Raw genomic sequence first — 26,916 nt, 5'->3', positions numbered from 1 at the left:
GCGCCACCACAGGCCTGCCATGGCCAGTCGTTGCTGCGGGCAAGGGATAGGGATAGGGATAGAAGAGCAAGCCCGAGTGCCCATGGGAGGGCAAGAAACACGCAGGCCGCCCGTGGGCCGCCTGCGATCGGTGGAGCAGAGCGCGGCCGGCGCCGTTCAGAACAACTTGACCTTGCTCTGGCCCAGGGCGTTGAACAGCGCCGGGGTGAGGGTCTCCATGTTGCTGTAGAAGCCGAGCTGCTGGCAGAGCAGGTAGGTCTGCTCGGTCGCCTCCATCAGAAAGGCCTGGCTGTAGGCATCCCCCGCCGCTTCCGGGTGACCGTCCAGCTCCGCCAGCTTGCCGCGCAATATGTGATAGAGCACAGAACGACCCCGGCTGCCAGCCTCACCCAGCAGACGGTTGGCCTCCTGCTGCTGGCCGCCCAGAATGGCCTGCAGGGTCAGCGCCTCCCACACCCGGGCCGGCTGCAACGGCTGGCTCTGAACCACCCGGGCCAGGTGAGCACCTATCTGCTGCAACCGGTCGCTCTGGGGGGTGCCCGTCAGGGTTGCCAGCGCCTCCCCGGCCAGATAGCGCTCCGCCAGCAGCAGCGGCTGATCCGGCTGGCTGGTCAGCGACTTGTCGAGCAGCTCGACGCCACGCTTGAGGGCCACCGGATCCTGGCTGTTGATGTAGTAGTGCGCCTCCATCATGGCCATCAAGGCGCCGTCATCGGTGGGCCAGCCCATGCCAGGCTGCGCGTCCGGCTGATTGAGGGCGCTCAGCAGATCCCGGCTGCTCGCCTGCAGCACCCCGTGCACGTTGTGGCGGCTGAGCTGGTACTGGTGGCTGAACAGCACCCGGTTGGTGTTGATGTTGCGGTACTCCAGATCGAGATAGGTGCCCCCCGGCTGGCGGGAGACCCGCACGCTCAACTCCTTGCCGGGCAGGATGCCCCCCATCAGGGTGTTGGCGCCGTACTGCACCCGCAGCGGCGTAGCGGCGGCCACCTCCCCCATCAGGGCGCGGGTGATGCCGTCGGCGAGGCGCACGTTCTCGTTGCTGCCATCCATGCCGGAGTGAAAGCGAAACACCAGCAGCTCGGGATCCAGCATGGAGTGCACCTGAGGGCTGGCGTGCTGATAACTGAGCAGGCTGACCAGGGTGACCAGGATCGCCACCACGAAGATGTCGAACCCCACCAGCTTCCAGCGGCTGCCCCCCTCCCTGGCATGGGTGGTGACGGCGCGGGTCAGCGGACCGGCCGGGAAGGGAGTGACGTTGGCCTGCTCCTCTTCTTCATCCATGGCTGGCGCCGCAAGCGGCGGCCGGGGGGCAGTCACGCTCTCCTGCTGGCCTGCCATCACCACCGAGACCACCTGCTGCGGCCGCACCGGCACCACCAGCTTGTAGCCGCGCTTGGGTACGGTGACTATGTAGTCGGCGGCGTCGTTGCGGCCATCCTTGAGGATCTTGCGCAGCTCGAAAATGGATTGGGTGACCACCTGATCGGTTACCTCGGCGCCGTCCCAGACCTCGTTGATCAGGCAGTCGCGCCCGAACACTGTGCCGGCGTTGCTCGCCAGGAAGCGCAACAGATTGACCAGCCGGGGCTCGAGGTAGACCTCGCGGTCGGGGCGACAGAGCATGTTGTCGTCGACGCTCAGGGTCCAGTCGTGGATCTCAAAAACCGATTCGCTCATGATTCACTCGCTGCAGATGGAGACGATGCAAGATGAGAGTGACGTAACACCGGGCGGCTGAACGGGCAGCAGGGCGCTGCAAAAGGCAGTGCCGCCGGCAGGGTGAACATTCCTGTGAGTCAGGCCGGGCTGGCCTGTTTACGTCCGCAGAGCGTCCTTGCGGGCATGCCGATCGGGTCGATCGGAAAGGGTCACTTTAAGCAAAACGGGAGTGGGATCCCACTTTTTTTGGCCACAAATCGCCGCTGAATTGATCCAACATGGGGGTTTTGGCAAACATCGTGCCAATAGGTATCCATATGGACAGGATGTTTCCCTGCCGACAGGGCGTCAGCCGCCATAAAAAAGAAGGCCCCCGCAGTGCGAGGGCCTTTCGTCATCCATTTGTTCCCGACCGGGCTCAGCAGTAGCCGTAGCCCAGCAGACGCTGGTAGCGCTGCTCCAGCAGCTGCTCGTTGTCGAGCGGACGCAGGGCGTTGAGATCCTGCTGGATGCGGTCTTTCAGGTGCTTGGCCATCTTCTCCACGTTGCGGTGGGCGCCGCCGAGCGGCTCCTCAACGATGTTGTCGATGAGCTTGAGCTCTTTCAGACGCTGGGCCGTGATGCCCATGGCATCGGCAGCCACCGGTGCCTTGTCGGCGCTCTTCCACAGGATGGAAGCACACCCTTCCGGCGAGATGACGGAGTAGGTGGAGTACTGCAGCATGTTGACGCGATCGCCGACACCGATGGCCAGGGCGCCGCCGGAGCCACCTTCACCGATCACGGTGCAGACCACCGGCACGGTCAGACCGGCCATCACTTTCAGGTTGCGGGCAATGGCTTCGGACTGGCCACGCTCCTCGGCACCAACGCCCGGGTAGGCGCCCGGGGTGTCGATGAAGGTGATGATCGGCATCTTGAAGCGCTCGGCCATCTCCATCAGGCGCAGGGCCTTGCGGTACCCTTCCGGGCGCGGCATGCCGAAGTTGCGCTTGATCTTCTCCTTGGTCTCGCGCCCCTTCTGGTGGCCGATGACCATCACAGGCTCGCCGTCCAGACGGGCGATGCCGCCGACGATGGCCTTGTCATCGGCATAGGCGCGATCGCCGGCCAGCTCGTCGAAATCGGTGAAGATGTGCTCGATGTAGTCGAGGGTATAGGGGCGCTGTGGATGACGCGCCATCTGGGACACCTGCCAGGCGCCCAGATCGCCGAAGATCTTCTTGGTCAGCTCTTCGTTTTTCTTCTCCAGCCGACGGATATCTTCGCTCAGATCCACGGCACTGTTGTGCTCGCTCACATGGCGCAGTTCATCGATCTGTGCCTGCAACTCGGCGATCGGCTGTTCAAAATCCAGAAAAAGACTCATAGGGACTATAGATCCTCTAATCAAAAACCAATTCAACCCGCTCTCGTCCCAGCAGGACGCGCAAGTCATCTATCAGTTGATCGGTGGGCGTCACCCGCCACTCGGTGCCGAGCGTCAATCGCACCCGGGAGCCGGGGCGACGATAGTTTACCTGAACCGGACAGACTCCGGCACGGGCGGGCTCCAAAATCTCGCACAAACGCGGGAAAAAGCGATCATCGATTCGCTGTTCATCGAGAGAGATGCGGATTGCCCTGGCAAAACGCTCTCTCGCATCGTTGATATCCAGTAATTCACGGGCCGACATTTTAAGGCCACCGGAGAAGTCATCAAAGCTGACCTGTCCAGAAACCACCAAAATACGGTCTTTTTGCATCAACTCTTCATATTTTTCCAGCGCTTCACTGAACAGGGTCACATCGAGGCGACCGGAACGGTCGTCCAGGGTGAAGATCCCCATCTTGTTGCCGCGCTTGGTCACCATGCTGCGCGCCGCGATCACCAGCCCCGCCGCCGTGGTCACGGTATCGCGGGAGGTGGGATGCAGATCACACAGGCGACCCGAGGTGTAACGACGTAATTCGCCGCTGTACTGGTTGATGGGGTGACCGGTGAGGTAGAGACCGAGGGTCTCGCGCTCCCCTTCCAGCCAGACCTTGTCGGGCCAGTGCGGCACGTTGGCGAACGCCTTCTTGACGTCGTCTATCTCTTCGGTGAGCACGCCGAACATGTCGACCTGCCCCACCGCCTGGGCCTTGGCGTGCTGCTCGGCGGCACGCATCGCCTCCTCCAGGGTCGCCATCAGGGCGGCGCGGTGAGGGCCGAGCCGGTCCATGGCGCCGGAGAGGATGAGCTTCTCCATCACCCGCTTGTTGAGCTTCTTGATGTCGACCCGGTTGCAGAAGTCGAACAGGTCGCGGAACGGGCCATCCCGATCCCGTGCTTCCAGGATCGCATCGATGGGGCCTTCCCCCACCCCCTTCACCGCGCCGATGCCATAGACGATATGGCCGTCCTCGTTGACGCTGAAGCGGTAGCGGCCGGTGTTGACGTCCGGCGGGATCACCGTCAGCCCCATCCGCTGACACTCGTCCACTAGCGTCACTATCTTGTCGGTGTTGTCCATGTCGGCGGTCATCACCGCCGCCATGAACTCGGCCGGGAAGTGGGTCTTGAGCCAGAGGGTCTGGTAGGAGACCAGCGCATAGGCGGCGGAGTGCGATTTGTTGAAGCCGTAGCCCGCGAACTTCTCCACCAGGTCGAAGATCTTCATCGCCAGCTCGCCGTCGACGCCGTTCTTGATGGCTCCCTCTTCAAAACCGGCCCGCTGCTTGGCCATCTCCTCGGGCTTTTTCTTGCCCATGGCCCGGCGCAGCATATCCGCGCCCCCCAGGGTGTACCCGGCCAGGGTCTGGGCGATCTGCATCACCTGCTCCTGGTAGAGGATGATGCCGTAGGTGGGCTCCAGAATGGGTTGCAGACTCTCGTGCTGCCACTTCTCGTCCGGATAGGAGATGGCTTCATTGCCGTGTTTGCGGTCGATGAAGTTGTCCACCATGCCCGACTGGAGCGGGCCCGGCCGGAACAGGGCCACCAGAGCGATCATGTCTTCGAAACAGTCCGGCTGCAGCCGCTTGATGAGATCCTTCATGCCGCGGGATTCGAGCTGGAATACCGCGGTGGTCTCGTAGCGCTGCAGCAGGTCGAACGAGCGCTTGTCGTCGATGGGGATGGCGGCGATGTCGACCGGCGGCTTGCCCTCTTTGGCAAGACGCGGGTTTATCATGCCGAGCGCCCAGTCGATGATGGTGAGCGTGCGCAGACCCAGGAAGTCGAACTTCACCAGGCCGGCGTACTCCACGTCGTTCTTGTCGAACTGGGTGACCGGGTGATGACCCTCGTCATCGCAGTAGAGCGGCGCAAAGTCGGTGATCTTGGTGGGTGCTATCACCACGCCACCGGCATGTTTGCCGGCGTTGCGCACCACCCCTTCCAGCCGGCGCGCCATGTCGATGAGATCCTTGACCTCCTCGTCCTGCTCGTAGAGCTCGGGCAGCTTGGGCTCGGCCTCGAACGCCTTGGCCAGGGTCATGCCGGGATCCGGCGGAATGAGTTTCGAGATGCGATCGACGAAGCCGTAGGCGTGGCCCAGCACCCGGCCCACGTCCCGTACCACCGCCTTGGCCGCCATGCTGCCGAAGGTGATGATCTGGGACACCGCGTCCCGGCCGTACATCTCGGAGACGTGCTCGATCACCTCGTCCCGTCGGTCCATGCAGAAGTCGACGTCGAAGTCGGGCATGGAGACCCGCTCGGGGTTCAGGAAACGTTCGAACAGCAGGTCAAATTCGAGCGGGTCCAGGTCGGTGATCTTGAGGGCGTAGGCAACGAGCGAACCCGCACCCGAGCCCCGGCCCGGGCCGACCGGGATGCCGTTGTCCTTGGACCACTGGATAAACTCCATCACGATGAGGAAGTAACCCGGGAAGCCCATCTGGTTGATCACCTTCAGCTCGATGTCGAGGCGCTCGTCGTACTCGGGACGACGCTCGGCCCGCACCGCCGGATCCGGGAACAGGAACTCGAGTCGCTCCTCCAGCCCCTCTTTCGACTTGGCCACCAGGAAGTCTTCGGTGGTCATGTCGCCGGTGGGGAAGTTGGGCAGGAAGTATTCACCCAGACGCACCGTCACGTTGCAGCGCTTGGCGATCTCCACCGTGTTCTCCAGCGCCTCCGGGATGTCGGCGAACAGCTCGCACATCTCGTCCTGGCTGCGCAGGTACTGCTGCGGGCTGTAGCGGCGCGGGCGACGCTTGTCCATCAGGGTGTAGCCGTCATGGATGGCGACCCGGATCTCGTGGGCGTCGAAGTCATCGGCGGTGAGGAACACCACCTCGTTGGTGGCCACCACCGGCAGCGCGAACTCGCTCGCGAGGTTCACCGCCATGTGGAGGTAGACCTCCTCGTCGGGGCGACCGGTACGCAGCAGCTCCAGGTAGTAGGCGTCGGGGAAGTGGGTCTGATAGAAGGCGACGCACTGCTCGGTCATCTGGCGGTTGCCCTTGAGCAGGAACTTGCCTACGTCCCCCTCGCGCCCGCCGGAGAGCACGATCACCCCCTTGGCGTGCTCGACCAGCCACTCCTTGTCGATGACCGGCCGTCCCTGCACATGACCGCGCTGATAGCCGCGGGAGATGAGCAGGGTGATGTTCTGGTAGCCGTCGTTGTCCATGGCGAGCAGGGTGAGACGAAACTGCTCGTCGCCGAGTTCACTGCTCTGCACCCAGAAGTCGGCACCGACCAGAGGTTTGATCCCCTTGCCGTGGGCGGCGCCATAGAAGCGCACCAGGCCGCACATGTTCATCTGGTCGGTCAGGGCCAGCGCCGGCATGTTGTCGGCCGCTGCGGCACCGACGATGGGGTTGATCTTCTGCAGACCATCCACCATGGAGAAGTCGGTATGCACCCGCAGGTGAATGAAACGGGGGTCAGCCATCGTCATGCCCTCTCATTACGCAAGCAGCCATCGCTTAGACAAATCAGCATGGGTTATTCCACTCCCAGTGCGCGGCGCACCGGTTTGAAACTTTGACGATATTCCGGCAACGGGCCGCGCTCGGCCAGGATGGCGAGGTGCTCCGCGGTCGGATAGCCCTTGTGGCGGGCAAAGCCGTACTCGGGATGGCGGCTGTCCAGCTCGGTCATCTCCGCATCCCGGGTCACCTTGGCGAGGATGGAGGCGGCACTGATGGCGGCCACCAGGCTGTCGCCCTTGACCACGGCGCGGGCTTCCATCGGCAGAGCCGGGCAGCGGTTGCCATCGATGAAGACCAGCTCGGGCGTGACCTTGAGCCCCGCCACGGCGCGCTGCATCGCCAGCATGGTGGCGTGCAAGATGTTGAGCTCGTCGATCTCCGCCGGGCTGGCGCGACCGATGGCGAAGGCCAGCGCCTTCTCTTTGATCTCGTCAAACAGGGCGAGCCGCTTCTTCTCGGAGAGCTTCTTGGAGTCGTTGAGCCCCTCGATCGGGTTGGCCGGGTCGAGGATGACGGCGGCGGTCACCACGTCTCCCACCAGGGGGCCACGCCCCACTTCGTCCACACCGGCAACCAGCTTGTCGTCAGGAATATCGATCATCATCTTGTAGCCTTGAATCAAAACAGGCCCCGCAGGGCCTGGCGTCGCGTTGGCGCAGCCGCGCTGGCCGCCCGCTCTCTACCGGCCCAGCAGCTCGGCCACCGCCTCGGCGGCCTGGTGGTCGGCATTGCAGCGAATGAGTTGATGGAGCTCGGTGAAGGTATTCACCAGCACGCTGTTGTCGTGCTCGAAATACTTGCTCACCTCGACCACCAGGTTCTCCGGGGTGCACTCGTGCTGGATGAGTTCGGGCACCAGCATGCGGCCGGCCAACAGGTTGGGCAGGGAGACGAATTCGGTCTTCACCAGCCGCTGGGCCAGCCAGTAGCTGAAGGGCTTGAGCTTGTAGCCCACCACCATGGGTTTTTTCACCAGCATGGCTTCCAGGGCGGCGGTGCCGGAGGCCAGCATCACCACGTCGGCGGCGATCATCGCCTCGCGGCCCTGCCCTTCCAGCAGCACCATGTCGAGATCCGGCGCCACGTCGGCCTTGATGGCCATGAACTGCTCGCGCCGCTTCTGGTTGACCAGCGGCACGATGAAGCCGAGATCCGGGTAGCGCACCGTCAGGTGCTTGCACGCCTCGAGAAACAGCGGTGACATGAAGCCCACTTCCGCCGTGCGGCTGCCCGGCAGCACCGCCAGCCAGCGGCGGTTGGCGTCGATGCCGAGGGTTCTGCGCACCGCGGCCTGATCCGGCACCAGCGGGATGTCGTCCGCCATGGTGTGGCCGACGAAGCGGCAAGGGGCATCAAAGCGGTCGTAGAAGGCTTTCTCGAACGGCAGGAAGGCGAGCACCATGTCGGTGGCGGCCTTGATCTTGTGAATGCGGTTCTGGCGCCAGGCCCATACCGAGGGGCTGACATAGTGAACCGTCTTGATACCGGCGCGGCGCAGTTTCAGCTCCACCCCGATATTGAAATCCGGTGCATCCACCCCGATGAAGATATCGGGCGGATTGGCGATGAAGTGGCGCAGCAGTTCGCGGCGGACCTTGAGGATGCGCGGCAGACGGCCCAGCACCTCGGTGATCCCCATGACGGAGAGCTCTTCCATCTCGAACAGGGCCTTCACGCCGAGGGCCTGCATGCGCGGCCCGGCGATCCCTTCAAACTGCGCGTCCGGGTAGCGGGCCTGCAGCTCGCGTACCAGACCGGCAGCCAGAATGTCGCCGGAGACCTCTCCGGCGACGATACCGATGCGAACCGGATCAGGCACGGATGATCCCGCGCTCGTTGTCTTTGAGGAAGTCCACATAGAGCTGGACGGCCGGCTCGGCTTGCGCCATCTCGATCAGCACAGGCAGCACCTCTTCAACGGTCTTGCCGGAGCGGAAGATCTCCTTGTAGGCGCGCTTGACGGCGGAGATCGCCTCAGGCGTGTAACCGCGGCGACGCAGCCCTTCGGAGTTGACCCCGAACGGTTTGGCATAGTTGCCGGCGGCCATCACGTAGGGCGGCACGTCCTTGTTGAGGGCAGCGCAGCCACCGACGAAGGCGTGGGAGCCGACGCGGCCGAACTGGTGGATCGCGGAGAGACCGCCGAAGATCACGAAATCGCCGATCACCACGTGGCCCGCCAGGGTCGCGTTGTTGGCGAAGATGCAGTTGTCACCGATGATGCAGTCGTGGGCAACGTGGACGTTGACCATGAACAGGTTGCCGCTGCCGATCCGGGTCAGGGACTGATCCTGGATGGTGCCGCGGTGCACGGTGCAGTTCTCGCGAAAGACGTTGTTGTCGCCGATCTCGAGGAAGGTGCGCTCGCCGGCGTACTTCTTGTCCTGGCAATCCTCACCGATGGAGGTGTGCTGGAAGATCTTGTTGCCACGACCAATCTTGGTCGGGCCCTTGATCACCACATGGGAGCTGACCCAGGTGTTGTCGCCGATTTCCACCTCGGCACCGATGACAGAAAAGGGGCCGATTTCAACCCCTTTACCGATGACGGCAGACTCATGGACGACGGCAGTATCGTGAATGATGGCAGTCTGGTCGATCACGTGTGTTAAACCTCGCGTTTGGCGCACATCAGCTCGGCGGTACAGACCACTTCACCGTTGACCGTGGCCACACCGGTGAACTTGGCGATACCGCGACGCTCTTTCAGGAACTCCACGTCGAGCACCAGCTGATCGCCGGGGCCAACCGGACGCTTGAAACGAGCGTTGTCGATTGAGGCAAAGTAATAGAGTTCGTTGGGGGACGGCTTGCCCACCATGGTAAACGCCAGGATACCGGTGGCCTGTGCCATGGCTTCCAGGATCAGCACACCGGGGAACACCGGCTTGGCCGGGAAGTGCCCCTGGAAGATCGGCTCGTTGAAGGAGACGTTCTTGATGGCACGCAGGGTCTTGCGCTCATCGCTGATCTCGTAGTTTTCCACCTTGTCCACCATCAGGAACGGATAACGGTGGGGCAGCAGATCCATTATTTCCTGGATACCCAGGCTCTTCTTTTCAGTAGTCAAAACAGTACCCTATACCAATCGTGATTATTCTTGGTCCAGCTTCTTCTCAAGCTTGCTCAACCGCTTGTGCATCTCTTCGATACGCATCACCCGGGCGGCGGTCTTGCGCCACTCTTTATTGGTTTGCAGGGGGATGCCGGAAGAGTAGACACCGGGCTCGGTAATGGGTCGCATCACCATGGCCATGCCGGTAACGGTGGCCTGGTCGCAGATCTCCATATGCCCGTTAAAGACGGAGGCGCCGCCAATGATACAGTATTTGCCGACCTTGAGACTACCTGCCATCACGGTGGAGCCCGCCACGGCGGTGCCGTAGCCGATCTCGACGTTGTGGGCGATCTGGCACTGGTTGTCGATGATGACGTTGTCAGCGATGCGGGTATCTTCCAGCGCGCCGCGGTCGATGGTGGTGCAGGCACCGATCTCGACCCGGTTGCCGATGGTCACGCCGCCGAGCTGGGGGATCTTGATCCACTCGCCACGCTCGTTGGCATAACCGAAACCATCGGCGCCGATCACTGTGCCGGATTGAACCAGACAGTCGGTGCCCATGGTGACATCGTGATAGAGGGTGACGTTGGCCCACAACCGGGAGCGGGCTCCCAGTCGGGTATTCTTGCCAACGAAACAGCCCGGACCGATGCGCACATCATCCCCCAGCACCACGCCGGATTCGATCACCGCATTGGCCCCGATGGCCACTCTCTCGCCCAGTTGCACGTCCGCCGCGATCACCGCACTCGGATGGATATCCGTGGCCGGCTGCGGCGTGGTGTCCAGCAGTTGGGCAACCCTTGCAAAGCCCACGTAGGGGTCTTTGAGCACCAGGGCATTGGTGGGACAAAATGGCAGATCCGCTTCTGTGATGAGCACGGCGGTCGCCTTGCTCTGCTCCAGATAATGCCGGTACTTTTTATTGGACAGGAAGGTGATGTCCCCCTCCCCGGCCTTTTCCAGTGTCGCTACCTTGCGGATTTCCAGGGTTCCGTCGCCATGGACCTGGGCCCCCAGTTGCTGGGCCAGCTGTGCGAGAGTGAATGCCATCAATTAGTTGCTCTTGCTTACCTGAGAAATAACCTGGGCAGAGATGTCCAGCTTGCTGGCGGCGTACGGGGCAGCATTGCGCTCCAGCACCAGATCGTAACCATTGCTCTTGGCGATGGAGTCGATGGCAGCCTGCACCTTGGTCAGGATCTTGTTGCGCTCTTCGGACTGACGGCGACCGTTGTCCTGTTCAAACGCCTGACGCTTCTGGTTGAACTCCATCTGCAGCTTGGCCAGCTTCTCCTGGCTTTGTTTTTTCTGGTCGGCGCTCATGAAGGCTTCATCCTTCTTGAACTTCTCGACCAGTTTCTGACCATCGGCTTCCAGCTTCTGCAGCTCGCGCATGCGCGGCTCGAATTCGCCTTTCAGCTTCTTGGAAACGGCTTCACGCTGGGGCAGCTTCTGGAAGACTTCGCCCATGTCGACCACGGCGATCTTGGTCTCGGCCAAGGCGGAGCCCATGCCGGCAGCCATCAGTGCAAAACTCAAACCAGCTACTTTCAACGCTTTATTCACACTTACTCCTTGTTCCCTCATGTGAGGGCTACCTGATTTACCTGATTATGCAAGTGGTACCCGGACCGACTTGTTACCTGGTGAGGCACGCAGGCTGCGCGTCCCATCATTGAATACCCCCACCATTGGGTGGGGGCAAGGTCCGTCCTTAGAAGGTACGGCCGATGTTGAATGAGAAGAACTCGGTCCGGTCGCCCTCGTACTGCTTGAGCGGACGGGCAATCGCGAACACCAGCGGGCCCATGGGGGAGAGCCACTGCAGCGACAGACCGGCCGAGGCGCGGTAGTTGGTCGGATCCGAATAGTCGACCAGATAGTTGCAGCCGCTGAAGCAACGGTTGCGGTACTGGTCATAGTCGAAGGTGGTATCCCACACGGAGCCGGCATCGATGAAGAAGCTGGTCCGCAGCTGCGGCTGATAGGTCTCGGACGCAAACGGCGTCGGCACTATCATCTCGAGGGAGGCGACCGCCAGGGCGTTGCCGCCCACCGAGCTGTCGGTGCCCTGGATGACGTCGTTGCCGCTCAGGTTGTAGTAGTAGAGCGCCTTCGGACCCACGGTGTTGCTCTTGAAGCCGCGCAGGGTGTCGAAACCACCGGCGAAGTAGTTCTCGAAGAACGGCAGTACGTGATCATAGTTGCCGTTGCTGCCGTAGCCGTTGCCGTAGGAGGCACGCGCCTTGGCCATCAGCACCCACTTGTGATCCGCATCGAACGGGAAGTAGTGCGCGTCTTCCGCGTTGAGCTTGAAGTACTGCAGATCCATGCCCGGCACTGTGACCTTGGCGTTGACCCGCTGACGATCACCGGCGGTCGGGAACTGGCCCTTGTTGAGGGTGGAACGGGTCCAGCCGGCGGTGACGTCGACGGTGTTGAACACCATGCGGTTGTCGCCATCCTTGTTCTTGCTGTACACCTTCCAGAACTCATCCACCTGCAGATAGGGGTTGGGCTGGGACAGTTTGTTGTTTTCGACCCCGAGGCTGAAGTCGAGACGGTTGTTCTCGTTGACCGGGAAACCACTGGAGAGGCGGAAGCCGATGGTGGTGTTCTCGTAGTCCACGATGTTGGCGTCGGCCGCACTGAACTGGTTGTAGTAGAGACGACCGCCCAGGCTGACCCCGTCCACGGTGAAGTAGGGATCGTTGTAGCTGAGGTCGACGCTCTTGGAGTACTTGTTGGTACTGGCGGAGATGCCGATCTTCTTGCCGGTCCCCATGAAGTTGTCCTGCTGCAGGCCCGCCTGCAGGCTCAGGCCAGATTCGGTACCGTAGCCCACACCGGCGTTGATGGAACCGGCAGGCTGCTCCTTGACCTTGAAGTCCAGATCGACCTGGTCATCGCTGCCCGGCACCCGCTTGGTGTCCACTTCGGCGCTCTCGAAGAAGCCGAGGCGGTTGAGACGGGTCTTGGACTGCTCGACGCTGTCGGAGGAGAGCCAGGTGCCCTCCATCTGACGCATCTCGCGGCGCAGAACTTCGTCCTTGGTGGTGACGTTGCCACTGAAGTTGATGTTGCGCACGTAGACGCGCGGGCCCGGCTCGATGTTGACGATGAGCTCCACTTCCTTGGTCTGGTCGTTGACCTGCGGGAAGGTGACCACTTTCGGGTAGGCGTAGCCGTAACGACCGAGGAACTTGGAGAGCACCTCTTCGGTATGGGTCACCTGGCTGGCGGAGTAGATGCTGCCGGTCTCGATGGGGATGAGCCCCTTCATCTCGCCGCCGCGATCGATCAGATCACCCTTGAGCTGGATGCCGGAGACCTTGTATTGATCCCCTTCCTTGACGTTGAGGGTGACGTAGACCCCCTTCTTGTCCGGGGTCATGGAGACCTGGGTGGACTCCTGCTGGAAGCGGATGTAGCCGCGGTCCATGTAGTAGGAGCGCAGGGTTTCGATGTCGCCGGCCAGCTTCTGTTTCTGGTAGCGCTGGTCGCCGGTGAAGTTCCACCAGGGCACGTCATCCTTGAGGGAGAGCTGGGCCAGCAACTTCTCTTCCGGGAAGACGTTGTTGCCGACGATGTTGATCTGCTGGATCTTGGCCGCTTCCCCTTCCACGAAGGTGAACTTGAGGTCGACCCGGTTGCGCGGCAGCGGGGTGACGATGGCCTTGACCTTGGCGGAGTACTTGCCCACGCCGTAGTAGAAATCTTCCAGCCCCTTCTCGAGGGAGCTCAGCACGGTGCGATCGAGGGGATCACCCACCCGGATGCCGGAGGACTCCAGGCTCTGGGTCAGTTGCTCCTCCTTGATGTCCTTGTTGCCGGAGAATTCGATGCTGGAGATGGTCGGCCGCTCCTTGACCATCACCTGCAGTACCTGGCCGTCGCGGTAGACCTTGACGTCCTCGAAGTTGCCGGAGGCATAGAGCTTCTTGATGGCGTTGGCCAGCGCGACGGAGTCGACGGAATCGCCAACCCGGATCGGCAGGTTCAACAGGGCGGCACCCAGGGTCACCCGCTGCAGACCTTCAACCTGAATATCTTGCACCACAAAAGAGGCAGGGGCCGCCTGGGCCAGGAAACTGGCACCCAGCAGGCAACTCAACACCAATGCTTTTTTAACAGCCATTTTGTTCTTATGTGTCCTTGTTGATGCTCTGGCCTCAGAGGCGAGCGAAATCATTAAACAGCGCAATACCCATCAGTAACATCAGAATGGCGGCGCCAATCCGGAAACCCACTTCCTGAATTTTTTCCGATACCGGCTTGCCGGTGACCGCCTCGATGAGGAAATAGACCAGATGGCCACCATCCAGCACCGGCAGGGGGAACAGGTTGATGATCCCCAGGTTGACGCTGATGAGCGCCAGAAAACCGAGGAAATAGACCAGTCCATAGTCGGCACTGCTGCCCGCCCCCTTGGCAATGGAGATGGGGCCGCTCAGGTTGTCCAGCGAGACGATGCCACCGATCAGCTTGCCGATCATGTCGAAGGTCAGGGTGGTCAGGCTCCAGGTCTTCTGGGCGCCCTGCCACAGGGCTTGCAAAGGCCCATACTGTAACAGAATCCGATACTCATCCGGTAATGGAACCAGTTGCGGCGACAGGCCGACGAAACCGACCAGCTGGCCCCGCACCTTCTTGGCATCCGGGGTCAGGGTCAGGGTCAGCTCGCTGCCCGCCCGCTCGACGGTCACCTCAAGCGGCTGCCTGGGCGACTGCTGCACCTGGTGGACAAACTGAACCCACTCGGTGATCGCCTCATCCCCTACCCGCTTGATGCGGTCGCCAGCCTGGAGGCCGGCCTTCTCGCTGGCGCTCGCGGCCACCACAGCCTCGACCACCGGCAGCACCTTGCCACCGAGGGGCACTATCCCGAGGCTGCCGATGGGGGACTCCTTGTCGGGATCAAACTTCCAGCCGGCCAGTTGCAGGGTCTTGTCCACCGCATAACTGGTGTTGGCCGCCTTGAGCTTGAGCTGGACCGAGTCATCGCCAAGGTGGCTGATGAGGGCATAGGTCACGCTCTCCCAGTCACCTGTCTCCTCGCCGCCGACGCCGACGATCTCCATGCCGGGCTCCACCCCGGCCGCCGCCACGATGGAGGCGGGACGCACCTCGCCCACCACGGGTTTGACGGCGGGGACACCGATCATGAACATCAGCCAGAGGGCGAACAGGGCAAACACGAAGTTGGCCATGGGGCCGGCTGCGACGATGGCCATCCGCGCCCAGACGCTCTTGTGGTTGAAGGCGTATTGCTCGTCACCGGGCTTGAGCTCGTCGACCCGGCCATCCAGCATCTTGACGTAACCGCCAAGGGGGATCAGGGCCAGCACGTACTCGGTGCCATCCTTGCCGAGCCGGCGCCAGATGGCCTTGCCAAAGCCGATGGAGAAGCGCTCGACCTTGACGCCGCAGCGGCGGGCCACCCAGAAGTGGCCGAATTCATGTACCGCAACCAGCAGCCCGAGGGCGACGATAAAGGCACCAATGTTCCACAACACACCGCCCATCAGCCCATCACCTCGCATTCATGCATGGTCCTGTCTCCGACAATCAGGGTGAAGGCAGCACAATGCCACGAAATACTTCTCATCAGCTAAGCTCCTCAATCAAATTGTGAGCACGGGCACGGGCCGCCCCATCCAGCGCAATCAAATCGTCCAGCGAGCCGACATCCGTGCCGCCCAGTGCGAGCATGGTGGCCTCATTGACTCTGGCAATATCCATAAAACCGATCCGCTCTGCAAGGAAAGCCGCTACAGCCTCTTCGTTGGCGGCATTGAGGGCCGTGGTCGCGGCCTGACCCTGCTGACAGGCATGCATGGCAAGCTGCAGACAGGGATAGCGCTCATAGTCGGGACGGATAAAGCTGAACTCTCCGACACTGAAGAAGTCCAAAGGTTCCACACCGGACTCGACCCGAGCCGGATAGGCCAGGGCGTGGGCGATGGGGGTGCACATGTCCGGGTTGCCGAGCTGGGCCAGCACGGAGCCGTCCTTGTACTGCACCATGGAGTGGATGACCGACTGGGGATGGATCACCACCTGGATCTGCTCGGGCGCCGCGTTGAACAGCCAGCGCGCCTCGATATACTCCAGCCCCTTGTTGATCATGGTGGCGGAGTCGACCGAGATCTTGGCCCCCATGGACCAGTTGGGATGAGCGATGGCCTGGGCCGGGGTGACATGGGCCAGCTCGCCGATGTCGGTGTAGCGGAACGGGCCGCCGGAGCCGGTCAGCAGGATCTTGCTGATCCCCGCCCCCGCCAGGTCGCAAAAGCCCGGCTGGCGCTGGATGGCCTCGGGCAGGCACTGGAAAATGGCGTTGTGTTCGCTGTCGATGGGCAGCAGCTCGGCACCGTGCTCGCGTACCGCCTCCATAAAGAAGGCACCGGACATCACCAGGGCTTCCTTGTTGGCCAGCAGGATGCGCTTGCCGGCACGCACCGCAGCCATGGTGGGCGCAAGCCCGGCGGCACCGACGATAGCCGCCATCACGCTGTGGGCATCGGGGTGAGCGGCCACGTCACACAGGGCGGCCGGACCGGGCAGCACCCGGGTGGCACTGCCGTGGGTCTTGAGTTGACCGGCCAGCTCGGCAGCCGCAACCTCGTCCACCATGACGGCGAAACGGGGGGAAAACTCGAGGCAGTCGCGCAGCATGGCATCCACGCTGCGGGCCGCCGTCAGCGCCAGCACCTGCCAGCGCCCAGGATTGTGCCGCAGTACCTTGAGCGTACTCTGACCAATGGAGCCGGAGGCTCCCAGAATCACCAAGTTATGCATCAAAACTCCCGCTGTATGACGAATGGATGGCACCTGCGGCCTGCCGGATCATCGGGCAGTCCATCAGAACTCCTGGCTGAGCAGCAGGTAGCTGAGCAGGAACACCGGCAGGGCGGCGGTCAGGCTGTCGATACGGTCGAGAATGCCGCCGTGACCGGGCAGCAGGGTCCCTGAATCCTTGATACCGGCCTCGCGCTTGAACATGCTCTCGGTCAGATCGCCGAGCACAGAGGCGAGCACCGCCAGCAGGGAGCAGAACAGCACTATGGCCATCTTGGCGGGCACGAAGCCCATGAACCAGGTCACCCCCACCGCCAGCAGACTGGCGGTAAACAGGCCGCCACACATGCCTTCGATGGTTTTACCCGGGCTCACGGCCGGCGCCAGCTTGTGTTTGCCGAACGCCTTGCCGAAAAAATACGCGCCAGAATCTGCCGCCCAGACCAGCCCCATCACGAACAGCAGGATCCAGGCTCCCATCATGGGGTCGTGATAGAAGTTGTAACCACGGATGGCCACCAGGGACCAGAAGAAGGGCACCAGGGTCACCAGACCGAACAGGGACTTGAGCCAGATGGACTCCTTCCACAGCTTGGCGCTCTGGGGGTAGCGCAGCACCAGCAGCAGCCCCAGCAGCCACCAGCTGACGGCGGTCCAGAGCACGCCCATCACCAGCGGATGCAGATGGGGAGTCCACAACTGCTCCACCGGCAGCCAGAACAGGCTGGCACCGAGCAGCAGGCAATAGACCAGCGGCAGCCACTGTTGCGGTTTGGCGGAGACAAAGCCGCTCCACTCGCGGCTGGCCAACAGAAATACCAGGGATGCCAACAGGGCAAAGAATTTCAACGGCAGAAAAAAGAGGGCTCCCAACACCAGGGGAACCAGTAGCAAAGCGGTAATAATTCGTTGTTTTAGCAAAAGAAGCCTCTCTCTTGGGAGGGGGGTTAGCCGGTCTGTTGCTCGGCGATCAATTCCCGGATCTGTTCACCGGTGCAGCCAAAACGGCGCTCACGGGAGACGAAGGAGGCCACGGCCTCGCTAAACTCGGCCTCGTTGAAATCAGGCCACAGCACCGGGGTAAAATAGAGCTCGGCATAGGCGAGCTGCCACAGCACGAAGTTGCTGATGCGATGATCGCCACCGGTACGGATCAGCAGATCCACCGGCGGCAGGTCGGCCATGCACACCTCGCGGCCAAGCAAGGTTTCATCAATCTGCTCGGCCGACAATTCACCCGCCGCCACAGCCGTGGCCAGCTTGCGGGCCGCCTGGGTGATGTCCCACTGGCCACCGTAATTGGCGGCGATGTTGAGGGTCAGCCCCCTGTTGTTGGCGGTCAGCGCCTCCGCCTTGGCAATTTTGGCCTGCAGCCGTTCGCTGAAGCGGGCGGTATCGCCGATCACCTTGAGCCGAATGCCGTTGCTGTGCAGTTTTTTAACCTCGCGGCCCAGCACCGTTATAAACAGTTCCATCAGGGCACTGACCTCCCCTTCCGGGCGGCGCCAGTTCTCGCTGGAAAACGCAAACAGAGTGAGCGCATCCAGTTTGGCACGCGCGGCAAAGGTCACCGCCTCGCGAACAGACTTCACACCGGCCTTGTGGCCATAGACCCGCATCTTGCCACGGTTCTGGGCCCAGCGTCCGTTGCCATCCATGATGATGGCCACATGACGAGGCAAGGACGAATTGGCACAATCACCTACGGCTGCCAAAAGCGACATTCATTTCTCCCACAAAGACAAAAGCGCCGTGCAGGGGCACTACACGGCGCTCGTAATATACCTGTCAGAGGCTTAGATTTCCATTAGCTCCTTTTCCTTCACGGCCAGCGCATCGTCTACCAGCTTGATGAAGGAGTCGGTCAACTTCTGGATCTCTTCCTGGGCACGACGGTCGTCGTCTTCGGAGATCTCTTTGTCTTTGAGCAAGGCTTTCAGATCGGCGTTGGCATCGCGACGGATGTTGCGAATGGCAACCCGGGCACCTTCCGCTTCGGCACGCACGATCTTGGTCAGATCACGACGGCGCTCTTCGGTCAGTGGCGGCAGCGGCACCCGCAGGGTCTGGCCGTTGCTGGACGGATTCAGGCCCAGATCGGAGGTCAGGATGGCCTTTTCCACCGCCTGGATCATGGAGCGATCGAAGATGGAGATGGAGAGGGTGCGGGCATCTTCTGCCACCACGTTGGCCAACTGTTTCAGAGGAGTGGCGGCACCGTAATACTCCACCTGGATGCCGTCGAGCAGGCTCGGGTGAGCGCGGCCGGTGCGGATCTTGGACATCTGGGTCTTGAGCGACTCGACACTCTTGCCCATGCGGTCCTTGGCGTCGTTTTTAATCTCGTTGATCACAGTGGTTTTCCTTTTGGCGAACGAGCCGTCTACCGGCCCGTATCTATCTTATTTGCTGGCGTCATGGACAAACGAGCCGGAGCTCACGCTTGTCTCACTTGCTGACATGGTGGATCAGGGTACCTTCCGGCTCACCCATGATCACCCGACGCAGCGCACCCGGCTTGTTCATGTTGAATACGCGGATCGGCAGATCGTGGTCGCGGGCCAGAGTAAAAGCAGCAAGATCCATCACTTTGAGTTCTTTTTCAAGAACTTCATCATAACTCAGTTCATGGTACAGCACGGCATCCGGGTTCTTGACCGGATCATCCGTGAACACGCCATCCACCTTGGTGGCCTTGAGCACGACGTCAGCTTCGATCTCGATCCCGCGCAGACAGGCCGCAGAATCGGTAGTAAAGAAGGGGTTGCCGGTACCGGCGGAGAAGATCACCACCTTGCCGGCGCGCAGCTGGCTGATGGCTTCAGCCCAGACATAGGAGTCACAGATGCCTTGCAGGGAGATGGCAGACATCAGACGGGCATTCACATAAGCACGATGCAGGGCATCACGCATGGCCAGACCGTTCATCACGGTAGCCAGCATACCCATGTGGTCGCCCACCACGCGGTTCATGCCCGCCTTGGCAAGACCGGCACCACGGAACAGGTTGCCGCCACCGATGACCAGACCGACCTGAACACCCAGCTCAACCAGTTCTTTGATCTCTTGGGCCATCCGATCCAGCACCGCCGGATCAATGCCAAAACCCTCGGATCCTTGCAGGGCTTCACCACTCAACTTCAGAAGAACACGTCTGTATGCAGGCTTGGGATTGGTACTCATGTCACTGATTCCTGGTCATATAAAGACCGCGACATAAGTCGCGGTCTGGGGAAACGGAAAAACCGGTTCGATTAGGCCTTTTGAGCGGCCGCGATTTGAGCTGCTACTTCTGCGGCGAAATCGGTCTCTTGCTTCTCGATGCCTTCGCCCACTTCGAAACGGGTGAAGGAAACAACGTCAGCGCCTTCTTTCTTCAGCAGCTCGGCAACGGTCATGGAAGGATCCTTCACGAACGGCTGACCAGTCAGGGAAACCTCACCGGTGAACTTCTTCATGCGGCCTTCAACCATCTTCTCGGCGATCTCTTTCGGTTTGCCGGAGTTGATGGCGATGTCGATCTGGATTTCGCGCTCTTTGGCAACGACGTCGGCAGACACATCTTCCGGCTTGACGAATTGCGGGCTGTTGGCAGCAACGTGCATGGCCAGATCTTTGGCCAGCTCGTCGGTACCGCCGACCAGCTTGGTGATAACACCGATACGGGAACCGTGAACGTAGGTGCCCAGGTTGTCACCTTCAACCAGCATCACGCGACGCAGGTTCATGTTCTCACCGATCTTGGCGATCAGGTTGGTGATGGTCAGCTCGACGGACTCGCCGTTGCCGAAGTCGGCGGCTTTCAGCGCGTCAACGTCAGCAATCTTCTGGGTAGCGGCGATCTCAACGATTTTCTGACCCATGGCCAGGAAGCCGGCATCCTTGGAAACGAAGTCAGTCTCGCAGTTCAGCTCGATCATGACGGCAACGTTGCCTTCGGTACGGGCGAAGATCACACCTTCAGCGGCGATACGGCCAGCTTTCTTGGCGGCTTTGGCCTGACCGGATTTGCGCATGTTTTCGATAGCCAGTTCGATATCACCGTTGGCTTCTTCCAGTGCTTTTTTGCAATCCATCATGCCAGCGGCGGTGCGCTCGCGCAGTTCTTTTACCAGGGCGGCAGAAATGTTTGCCATGTCCAGTATCCTCGGTCTTGAATTGACAAGAAACAGGGGCCACAAGGGCCCCTGCTAACCAATTACATCAGCTTGGTTAATAAGGGCTTTGCAGTCCTTATCAATTACTCAGCTTCAACGAAGCCATCTTGTTCGGCTTGAACAACGATGTCCTGAGCGCGAGCTTCCAGTACGGTGTCAGCAGCAGCATTCAGGTACAGCTGAACGGCACGGATAGCGTCGTCGTTACCCGGGATGACATAGTCAACGCCGTCCGGGTTGGAGTTGGTATCAACGATGGAAACTACCGGGATACCCAGGTTGTTGGCTTCTTTGATAGCGATGTGCTCGTGGTCGGCATCGACAACGAACAGAACGTCAGGCAGGCCGCCCATGTTCTTGATACCACCCAGGCTCTTCTCCAGCTTTTCCATTTCGCGAGTACGCATCAGCGCCTCTTTCTTGGTCAGCTTGTCGAAGGTACCGTCTTGGCTCTGGGTTTCCAGATCTTTCAGGCGCTTGATGGACTGACGAACGGTTTTCCAGTTGGTCAGCATGCCGCCCAGCCAGCGGTGGTTAACATAGAACTGGTCGCAACGCTCAGCGGCTTCTTTTACGGCTTCAGACGCGGCACGCTTGGTACCTACGAACAGTACCTTGCCCTTCTTGGCAGCTACGGAGCTGATGAAGTTCATGGCATCGTCAAACATCGGAACGGTTTTTTCCAGGTTGATGATGTGAACCTTGCTGCGGGCACCGAAGATGTAGGATTTCATTTTCGGGTTCCAGTAACGAGTCTGGTGACCGAAGTGAACGCCGGCTTGCAGCATGTCGCGCATAGAAACTTTAGCCATTTTATACCTCTGTATTGGGGTTAGGCCTCCACACATCCCATATAACCGACCCGTTAAGGCACCCCGGCATATGTGTCGATGTGTGTGTGTTGTTTAAGTAAGGGTGATGGTACGGGGAGACAAGTTCCCCATTCCGGCGCGCTTTATACCATAACTTTGGTCAGGACACCACCAGCCGTACCGCTAAAAATGGATCCCTGCCGAGCAGGTTGCGGCACCGATTTGACGCTGTGATGACAATCACACTGGAAGTAAACGGGGGTTGGGGATAAAATTTTGGCCTGATTGCAAACGCATCTATTTTTCATTACCTGATTGCCGGACATCACAGGGTGCGCGGTCAGGTCCCAAGAGAGATCCCATGTCCATTAAAATCAAGACACCGGAAGAGATTGAAAAGATGCGCGTTGCCGGCCAGCTGGCCGCCGATGTGCTGGTCATGATCGCCCCCCACGTCAAGGCGGGCGTCACCACCGACGAACTGAACACCATCTGCCACAACTACATGGTCGACGTGCAGCAGGCCATCCCTGCCCCGCTCAACTATCACGGCTTCCCCAAGTCCATCTGCACCTCGGTGAACGATGTGATCTGCCACGGCATTCCGAACCACAAGAAGCTGCGCGAGGGTGACATCATCAACCTCGACATCACCGTCATCAAGGATGGCTACCACGGCGATACCTCCGCCATGTTCATCGTGGGCGAGACCACCCCGCTGCGTCGCCAGCTCTGCAAGGTGGCTCAGGAGAGCCTCTACGCCGCCATCAAGCAGGTGCGCCCCGGCATGTGCATCACCGAGATCGGTGCCGTGATCCAGCCCATCGTCGAGAAGGCCGGTTTCTCCGTGGTACGTGACTACTGCGGCCACGGCATCGGGGCCGAGTTCCACGAAGAGCCGCAGATCCTGCACTACCGCAACGGCGGCAAGCTGGAGCTCAAACCGGGCATGTGCTTCACCATCGAGCCCATGGTCAACAGCAAGAAGTATCACTGCAAGGTCAACCCGAAGGATGGCTGGACCGTGACCACCAAGGATGGCGGCGACTCCGCCCAGTGGGAGCACACCCTGCTGGTGACCGAGGATGGCTGCGAGGTGCTGACCCTGCGCCCGGACGACACTATCGACCGTCTCATCAAACACGGTTAACATCAAACCCCGGCCCCTCGCCGGGGTTTTGTTTTTATCAGCCGCAGGCCCCGCATGGCGGCCTGCGACAAGAGTGTGAGACGCCATGGACGCCAGCCTGCTTTCCCCCCATTTGCTGCCCGACGATCAGCTCACCCGCGAGAACTGCAAGGAGTACCTGAGCCGTTTTCTCGGCTGGCTGCACGCCCGCTTCGACGCCGGTGACAACATCATCGAGCTGGTAGCCACCCGCTCCGAATACATGGACCAGCTGCTGACCCGGCTGTGGCAGAAATTCGGCTTTGACAAGACGGATCTCACCCTGATCGCGGTGGGGGGCTATGGCCGCGGCGAGCTGCACCCCCACTCCGACATCGACCTGCTGATCCTCTACGAAGGGGACGAGCTGGACGAGGTGCTGGGGCTGCGCATCGGCGAGTTCATCACCCTGTTGTGGGATCTCAAGCTGGAGGTGGGCCAGGCGGTGCGCAACGTGCGCGAGTGCATCGAGCAGGGGCGCGGCGACATCACGGTCGCCACCAACCTCATCGAGGCGCGCTACATCACCGGCCGCGAGGCGGGCTTCCAGCAGCTCAAGGAGGCCACCGGCCCCCAGCACTTCTGGCCGAGCGAGCAGTTCTTCAAGGCCAAGCGCGAAGAGCAGGCCCAGCGCCATCAGCAGTTTCTCGGCACCGCCTACAAGCTCGAACCGGATCTCAAGTGCAATCCGGGGGGGCTGCGCGACATCCAGACCCTGGCCTGGGTGGCTCGCCGCCACTTCGGCGCCACCACCCTGTTCGAGATGACCAGCCACGGTTTTCTCAACCGGGCCGAGTATCGCGAGCTGCTCGATTGCCAGAATTTCCTCTGGAAGGTGCGCTTCGCCCTGCACATGGCCATCAACAAGGGCGACAACCGGCTGCTGTTCGATCGCCAGCGCACCGTGGCCCAGATGCTGGGCTTCGAGGGGGAAGGCAACGCCCCGGTCGAACAGATGATGAAGCGCTTCTATCAGACGGTGCGACGGGTCTCCGAGCTCAACGAGATGCTGCTGCAGCTGTTTGACGAGGCGATCCTCGGCAACACCGCCATGGACGTGCGCCGCCTCTCCGACGAGTTCCAGCTGCGCGGGCGCCTCATCGATGCGGTGGATAGCGAGCTGTTCGGCCGCGATCCCGCCGCCATCCTGCGCCTCTTCTACCAGATTGCGCAGCACCCGGAGATTGCCGGCATCCACTCCGCCACCCTGCGCCAGCTGCGCGAGGCGCGTCGCAAGCTCAACTGCTGGCTGCAGGACCTGCCGGAGTGCCGCCGCCTGTTCATGGCGCTGCTGCGCCACCCCAACGGCATCGGCCAACCACTCAGCCTGATGCACAAATACGGCATCCTGGCCGCCTACCTGCCGCAGTGGAACCTTATCGTCGGCCAGATGCAGTTCGACATGTTCCACGCCTACACGGTGGACGAACACACCCACCGGCTGCTCAAGAACATCCACCAGTTTCCCAACCCGGCCAGCCGCCAGACCCACCCGCTCTGCCACGAGGTGTTCACCCGGCTGCGCAAGCCGGAGCTGCTCAGCATCGCCGCCCTGTTTCACGACATCGCCAAGGGGCGGCGCGGCGATCACTCCGAGCTCGGCGCCGTCGATGCGCTGGAGTTCTGCCAGCTGCACAGTCTGGATCGCTACGAGAGCCGGCTGGTCGCCTGGCTGGTGCGCCATCACCTGCTGATGTCGGTCACCGCCCAGCGCCGCGACATCTACGACCCGGACGTGGTCACCGACTTTGCCCAGAAGGTGCGCGACGAGCAGCACCTCGACCTGCTCTACTGCCTGACCGTGGCCGATATCTGCGCCACCAACGACACCCTGTGGAACGACTGGAAGGGCACCCTGCTGCGCGAGCTCTACTTCGCCACCCAGAAAGCCCTGCGCCAGGGGCTGGAGAACCCGCCTGACATGCGCCTGCGGATCCGTGAAAACCAGCGCCAGGCCAAGCAGTTCCTGGCCCAGCGCGACGTGCCGGAGGAGGCCATCAACCAGCTCTGGAGCGATTTCAAGGCCGATTATTTCCTGCGCCACACCCCGGAACAGATCGCCTGGCACTGCCGCAAGATCATCGAGCACGGCGACAACCCGGCGCCGCTGGTGATCATCGGCAAGCACCCGACCCGCGGCGGCAGCGAGGTGTTCATCTACTGTCGCGACACCCCGAATCTGTTCGCCACCGTGGCCTCGGCGCTGGATCAGAAGAACCTCAACATCCACGACGCCCAGATCATGAATTCGCGCAGCGACTACGTGCTCGATACCTTCGTGGTGCTCGAACCCAACGGCGAGCCCATCAGCCCCAACCGCACCGCCACCATCAAGAAGGCGCTGGAGAAGGCGCTGCAGGAGCCGGGCAAGCTGGTGCTGCGCAGCAAACCGCTGTCGCGCCGCCACCGCCAGTTCAGCGTACCGACCCGAGTGGTGTTTCTGCCCCACAAGGGGGAAAACCGCCACACCTTGCTGGAGCTGACCGCGCTCGATACCCCGGGCCTGCTGGCCCGCATCGGCGCCGTGTTCCAGCAGTGCGGCCTGTCGCTGCACGCCGCCAAGATCACCACCATCGGCGAACGGGTGGAGGACTTCTTCAGCCTCACCACCCTGGCCGGGGAACCCCTGACCCAGACCGAGCAGCAGGCGCTGGAGGAGCGGCTGGTCAATCAGCTCAACCCTGTGGAGAGCGTTGAAGGGTAGGCCCATGGCACCCCGGACCGGCCTCACAAGACCCCGTTTATCAGCATGATTTTTCAGTCAGAACAAGTGGTTGGGCCACTCGAGTACAATAAATCGCCGTTCTTGTGAAGAAATCGGCCCGGGCCCTTAAAAACAGTTGGAAAAGTGTGATACAACAAACGGAATTTTTTAAAGGAAACCTGTCATGACCGAGTTGCAACAGATCATCGAAGCGGCCTTCGAGCGCCGTGATTCCATCACTCCCGGCTCCGTCGATGCCGCCACCAAGGCCGCCATCCTGCAAGCCATCGACCTGCTGGATTCCGGCAAGGCCCGCGTTGCCGAGAAGATTGCCGGCGAGTGGGTGGTGCACCAGTGGTTGAAGAAGGCGGTGCTGCTCTACTTCCGCATCAATGACAACGGCATCATCAAGGGCGACGATGCCCAGTACTACGACAAGGTTCCCCTCAAGTTCTCCGACTACAGCGCCGAGCAGTTCAAGGCCGCCGGTGTGCGCGTCGTGCCCCCTGCCACCGCCCGCAAAGGCTCCTTCATCGCGCCCAATACCGTGCTGATGCCCTCCTACGTCAACATCGGCGCCTTCGTCGATGAAGGCACCATGGTCGATACCTGGGCCACCGTGGGCTCCTGCGCCCAGATCGGCAAGAACGTGCACCTCTCCGGCGGCGTCGGCATCGGCGGCGTGCTGGAGCCGCTGCAGGCCAACCCGACCATCATCGAGGACAACTGCTTCATCGGTGCCCGTTCCGAAGTGGTGGAAGGGGTGATCGTCGAGGAAGGCTCCGTCATCTCCATGGGCGTCTTCATCGGCCAGTCCACTCGCATCTATGACCGTGAAACCGGCGAGATCCACTACGGCCGCGTGCCGGCTGGCTCGGTGGTCGTCTCCGGCTCCCTGCCCTCCAAGTGCGGCAAGTACAGCCTCTACGCCGCCGTCATCGTCAAGAAGGTAGATGCCAAGACCCGCGCCAAGGTCGGCATCAACGCCCTGCTGCGTTCCATCGACGAGTAAGCGGTTTTGCTGTGATTTAAAAGGGCGCCTGATGGCGCCCTTTTGATTTTGGCGCCCCTGTCACAGGCAAGCCACACCGGCTCGGTTAAGATAGACGTGACAGGATCGTTTCAAACCGAGGAAGCCTGATGTACGAGAATCTGAAGAGCCTGGGGATCCAGGATCCCGCCTCCGTCGACAGCTATACCCTGCGCCAGGAGGCCAACCACGACATCCTCAAGATCTACTTCAAGAAGCAGAAGGGCGAGTTTTTCGCCAAGAGCGTCAAGTTCAAATACCCGCGCCAGCGCAAGACCATGCTGGTCGATTCGGGCACCCATGAGTACAAGGATGTCACCGAGATCAACGCCAATCTGAAATACGTGGTGGACGAGCTCGACAACCTGACCCAGGGCGTGCACGTGCAGGCCGACCCGGACATCAAGCAGAAGATCTTGCGCGACCTGCGTCACCTGGAAAAAGTGGTGCAAAACAAGATCAGCGAAATCGAGCGGGATCTGGAAAAGCTCTAAACCGGTCTGATGCAGCAAAGGCGCCCACGGGCGCCTTTTTCATTGGGTCACACCAGACAGGCGCCATCAGGCCAGCCCCGCACATGCCCCACCGCCCAAACGCGGCCCAGCAAAAA

22 protein-coding genes are annotated in these 26,916 nt (G+C 61.3%); 4 read left to right on the top strand and 18 right to left on the bottom strand.

Features of this window, described 5'->3' with window-relative positions; all coding sequences use genetic code 11:
* Positions 1 to 156: 156 nt before the first annotated feature.
* The 18 genes from cadC to rpsB all read right to left on the bottom strand — a co-directional run bounded on the left by cadC (position 157) and on the right by rpsB (position 21,404).
* Positions 157 to 1,683, bottom strand: coding sequence for a lysine decarboxylation/transport transcriptional activator CadC (gene cadC / locus AB5Y95_RS20770; RefSeq protein WP_201899544.1), 1,527 nt, complete (start codon positions 1,681 to 1,683; stop codon positions 157 to 159).
* 400 nt (positions 1,684 to 2,083) lie between these two features.
* Positions 2,084 to 3,034, bottom strand: coding sequence for an acetyl-CoA carboxylase carboxyl transferase subunit alpha (gene accA / locus AB5Y95_RS20765; RefSeq protein WP_005303428.1), 951 nt, complete (start codon positions 3,032 to 3,034; stop codon positions 2,084 to 2,086).
* A 16-nt stretch (positions 3,035 to 3,050) separates the two neighbouring features.
* The gene (dnaE, locus tag AB5Y95_RS20760) at positions 3,051 to 6,530 is read right to left on the bottom strand and encodes a DNA polymerase III subunit alpha (protein WP_005303432.1); all 3,480 of its coding nucleotides are present in this window, start codon (positions 6,528 to 6,530) and stop codon (positions 3,051 to 3,053) included.
* A 53-nt stretch (positions 6,531 to 6,583) separates the two neighbouring features.
* Entirely contained in the window at positions 6,584 to 7,174 is a 591-nt protein-coding gene (gene rnhB / locus AB5Y95_RS20755; RefSeq protein WP_019839053.1) for a ribonuclease HII, read from the bottom strand.
* A 75-nt stretch (positions 7,175 to 7,249) separates the two neighbouring features.
* Positions 7,250 to 8,389 (bottom strand): lipid-A-disaccharide synthase, encoded by a 1,140-nt coding sequence (gene lpxB / locus AB5Y95_RS20750; RefSeq protein ID WP_368161954.1) that lies wholly within the window; start codon positions 8,387 to 8,389, stop codon positions 7,250 to 7,252.
* Positions 8,382 to 9,173, bottom strand: coding sequence for an acyl-ACP--UDP-N-acetylglucosamine O-acyltransferase (gene lpxA / locus AB5Y95_RS20745; protein ID WP_005303438.1), 792 nt, complete (start codon positions 9,171 to 9,173; stop codon positions 8,382 to 8,384). Before lpxA ends, lpxB begins: the two co-directional genes overlap by 8 nt.
* Positions 9,174 to 9,178: 5 nt before the next feature.
* The gene (gene fabZ, locus AB5Y95_RS20740) at positions 9,179 to 9,640 is read right to left on the bottom strand and encodes a 3-hydroxyacyl-ACP dehydratase FabZ (RefSeq protein WP_010634777.1); all 462 of its coding nucleotides are present in this window, start codon (positions 9,638 to 9,640) and stop codon (positions 9,179 to 9,181) included.
* A gap of 24 nt (positions 9,641 to 9,664) precedes the next feature.
* On the bottom strand, positions 9,665 to 10,684 hold the full coding sequence (gene lpxD, locus AB5Y95_RS20735) for a UDP-3-O-(3-hydroxymyristoyl)glucosamine N-acyltransferase (RefSeq protein WP_005303442.1): 1,020 nt from the start codon (positions 10,682 to 10,684) through the stop codon (positions 9,665 to 9,667).
* A gap of 3 nt (positions 10,685 to 10,687) precedes the next feature.
* Positions 10,688 to 11,200, bottom strand: a complete 513-nt coding sequence (locus AB5Y95_RS20730) for an OmpH family outer membrane protein (RefSeq protein ID WP_017764121.1) — start codon at positions 11,198 to 11,200, stop codon at positions 10,688 to 10,690.
* Between the two features lie 148 nt (positions 11,201 to 11,348).
* Complete coding sequence (gene bamA / locus AB5Y95_RS20725; RefSeq protein WP_368161953.1) at positions 11,349 to 13,772, bottom strand: outer membrane protein assembly factor BamA; 2,424 nt, start codon at positions 13,770 to 13,772, stop codon at positions 11,349 to 11,351.
* 34 nt (positions 13,773 to 13,806) lie between these two features.
* A complete protein-coding gene (gene rseP, locus AB5Y95_RS20720; protein ID WP_043171962.1) occupies positions 13,807 to 15,159 on the bottom strand; it encodes a sigma E protease regulator RseP in 1,353 nt (450 codons plus the stop codon).
* An 82-nt stretch (positions 15,160 to 15,241) separates the two neighbouring features.
* Positions 15,242 to 16,435 carry a 1-deoxy-D-xylulose-5-phosphate reductoisomerase gene (gene ispC / locus AB5Y95_RS20715; RefSeq protein WP_139431428.1) on the bottom strand — a complete coding sequence of 398 codons (1,194 nt, stop codon included), beginning with the start codon at positions 16,433 to 16,435 and terminating at the stop codon, positions 15,242 to 15,244.
* Between the two features lie 63 nt (positions 16,436 to 16,498).
* Positions 16,499 to 17,356 carry a phosphatidate cytidylyltransferase gene (locus AB5Y95_RS20710; RefSeq protein WP_005303453.1) on the bottom strand — a complete coding sequence of 286 codons (858 nt, stop codon included), beginning with the start codon at positions 17,354 to 17,356 and terminating at the stop codon, positions 16,499 to 16,501.
* Between the two features lie 26 nt (positions 17,357 to 17,382).
* Positions 17,383 to 18,159, bottom strand: a complete 777-nt coding sequence (gene uppS, locus AB5Y95_RS20705) for a polyprenyl diphosphate synthase (RefSeq protein WP_368161951.1) — start codon at positions 18,157 to 18,159, stop codon at positions 17,383 to 17,385.
* A gap of 72 nt (positions 18,160 to 18,231) precedes the next feature.
* Positions 18,232 to 18,789, bottom strand: a complete 558-nt coding sequence (gene frr / locus AB5Y95_RS20700) for a ribosome recycling factor (RefSeq protein WP_010634784.1) — start codon at positions 18,787 to 18,789, stop codon at positions 18,232 to 18,234.
* Positions 18,790 to 18,883: 94 nt separating this feature from the next.
* Positions 18,884 to 19,618, bottom strand: coding sequence for a UMP kinase (gene pyrH, locus AB5Y95_RS20695; protein WP_005303458.1), 735 nt, complete (start codon positions 19,616 to 19,618; stop codon positions 18,884 to 18,886).
* Positions 19,619 to 19,689: 71 nt separating this feature from the next.
* A complete protein-coding gene (tsf, locus tag AB5Y95_RS20690; protein WP_005303460.1) occupies positions 19,690 to 20,571 on the bottom strand; it encodes a translation elongation factor Ts in 882 nt (293 codons plus the stop codon).
* A gap of 104 nt (positions 20,572 to 20,675) precedes the next feature.
* Positions 20,676 to 21,404 carry a 30S ribosomal protein S2 gene (gene rpsB, locus AB5Y95_RS20685; RefSeq protein ID WP_005303470.1) on the bottom strand — a complete coding sequence of 243 codons (729 nt, stop codon included), beginning with the start codon at positions 21,402 to 21,404 and terminating at the stop codon, positions 20,676 to 20,678.
* 361 nt (positions 21,405 to 21,765) lie between these two features.
* Here rpsB and map point away from each other — a divergent pair, with 361 nt between their 5' ends.
* The 4 genes from map (at position 21,766) to AB5Y95_RS20665 (ending at position 26,800) form a co-directional block, all read left to right on the top strand.
* Positions 21,766 to 22,554, top strand: a complete 789-nt coding sequence (gene map, locus AB5Y95_RS20680; protein ID WP_005303471.1) for a type I methionyl aminopeptidase — start codon at positions 21,766 to 21,768, stop codon at positions 22,552 to 22,554.
* 85 nt (positions 22,555 to 22,639) lie between these two features.
* A complete protein-coding gene (glnD, locus tag AB5Y95_RS20675) occupies positions 22,640 to 25,276 on the top strand; it encodes a bifunctional uridylyltransferase/uridylyl-removing protein GlnD (protein ID WP_368161949.1) in 2,637 nt (878 codons plus the stop codon).
* A 184-nt stretch (positions 25,277 to 25,460) separates the two neighbouring features.
* Positions 25,461 to 26,288, top strand: coding sequence for a 2,3,4,5-tetrahydropyridine-2,6-dicarboxylate N-succinyltransferase (gene dapD / locus AB5Y95_RS20670; RefSeq protein ID WP_005303473.1), 828 nt, complete (start codon positions 25,461 to 25,463; stop codon positions 26,286 to 26,288).
* Positions 26,289 to 26,416: 128 nt separating this feature from the next.
* The gene (locus AB5Y95_RS20665) at positions 26,417 to 26,800 is read left to right on the top strand and encodes a DUF3461 family protein (protein ID WP_005303475.1); all 384 of its coding nucleotides are present in this window, start codon (positions 26,417 to 26,419) and stop codon (positions 26,798 to 26,800) included.
* The last annotated feature ends 116 nt before the right edge of the window (positions 26,801 to 26,916 follow it).

The sequence above is a fragment of the Aeromonas sp. R5-3 genome, from assembly GCF_040908225.1.
Lineage (GTDB): Bacteria > Pseudomonadota > Gammaproteobacteria > Enterobacterales > Aeromonadaceae > Aeromonas > Aeromonas dhakensis.
The sequence above is the reverse complement of the archived record's forward strand: the minus strand, read 5'-3'. Positions and strand labels throughout refer to the sequence as shown.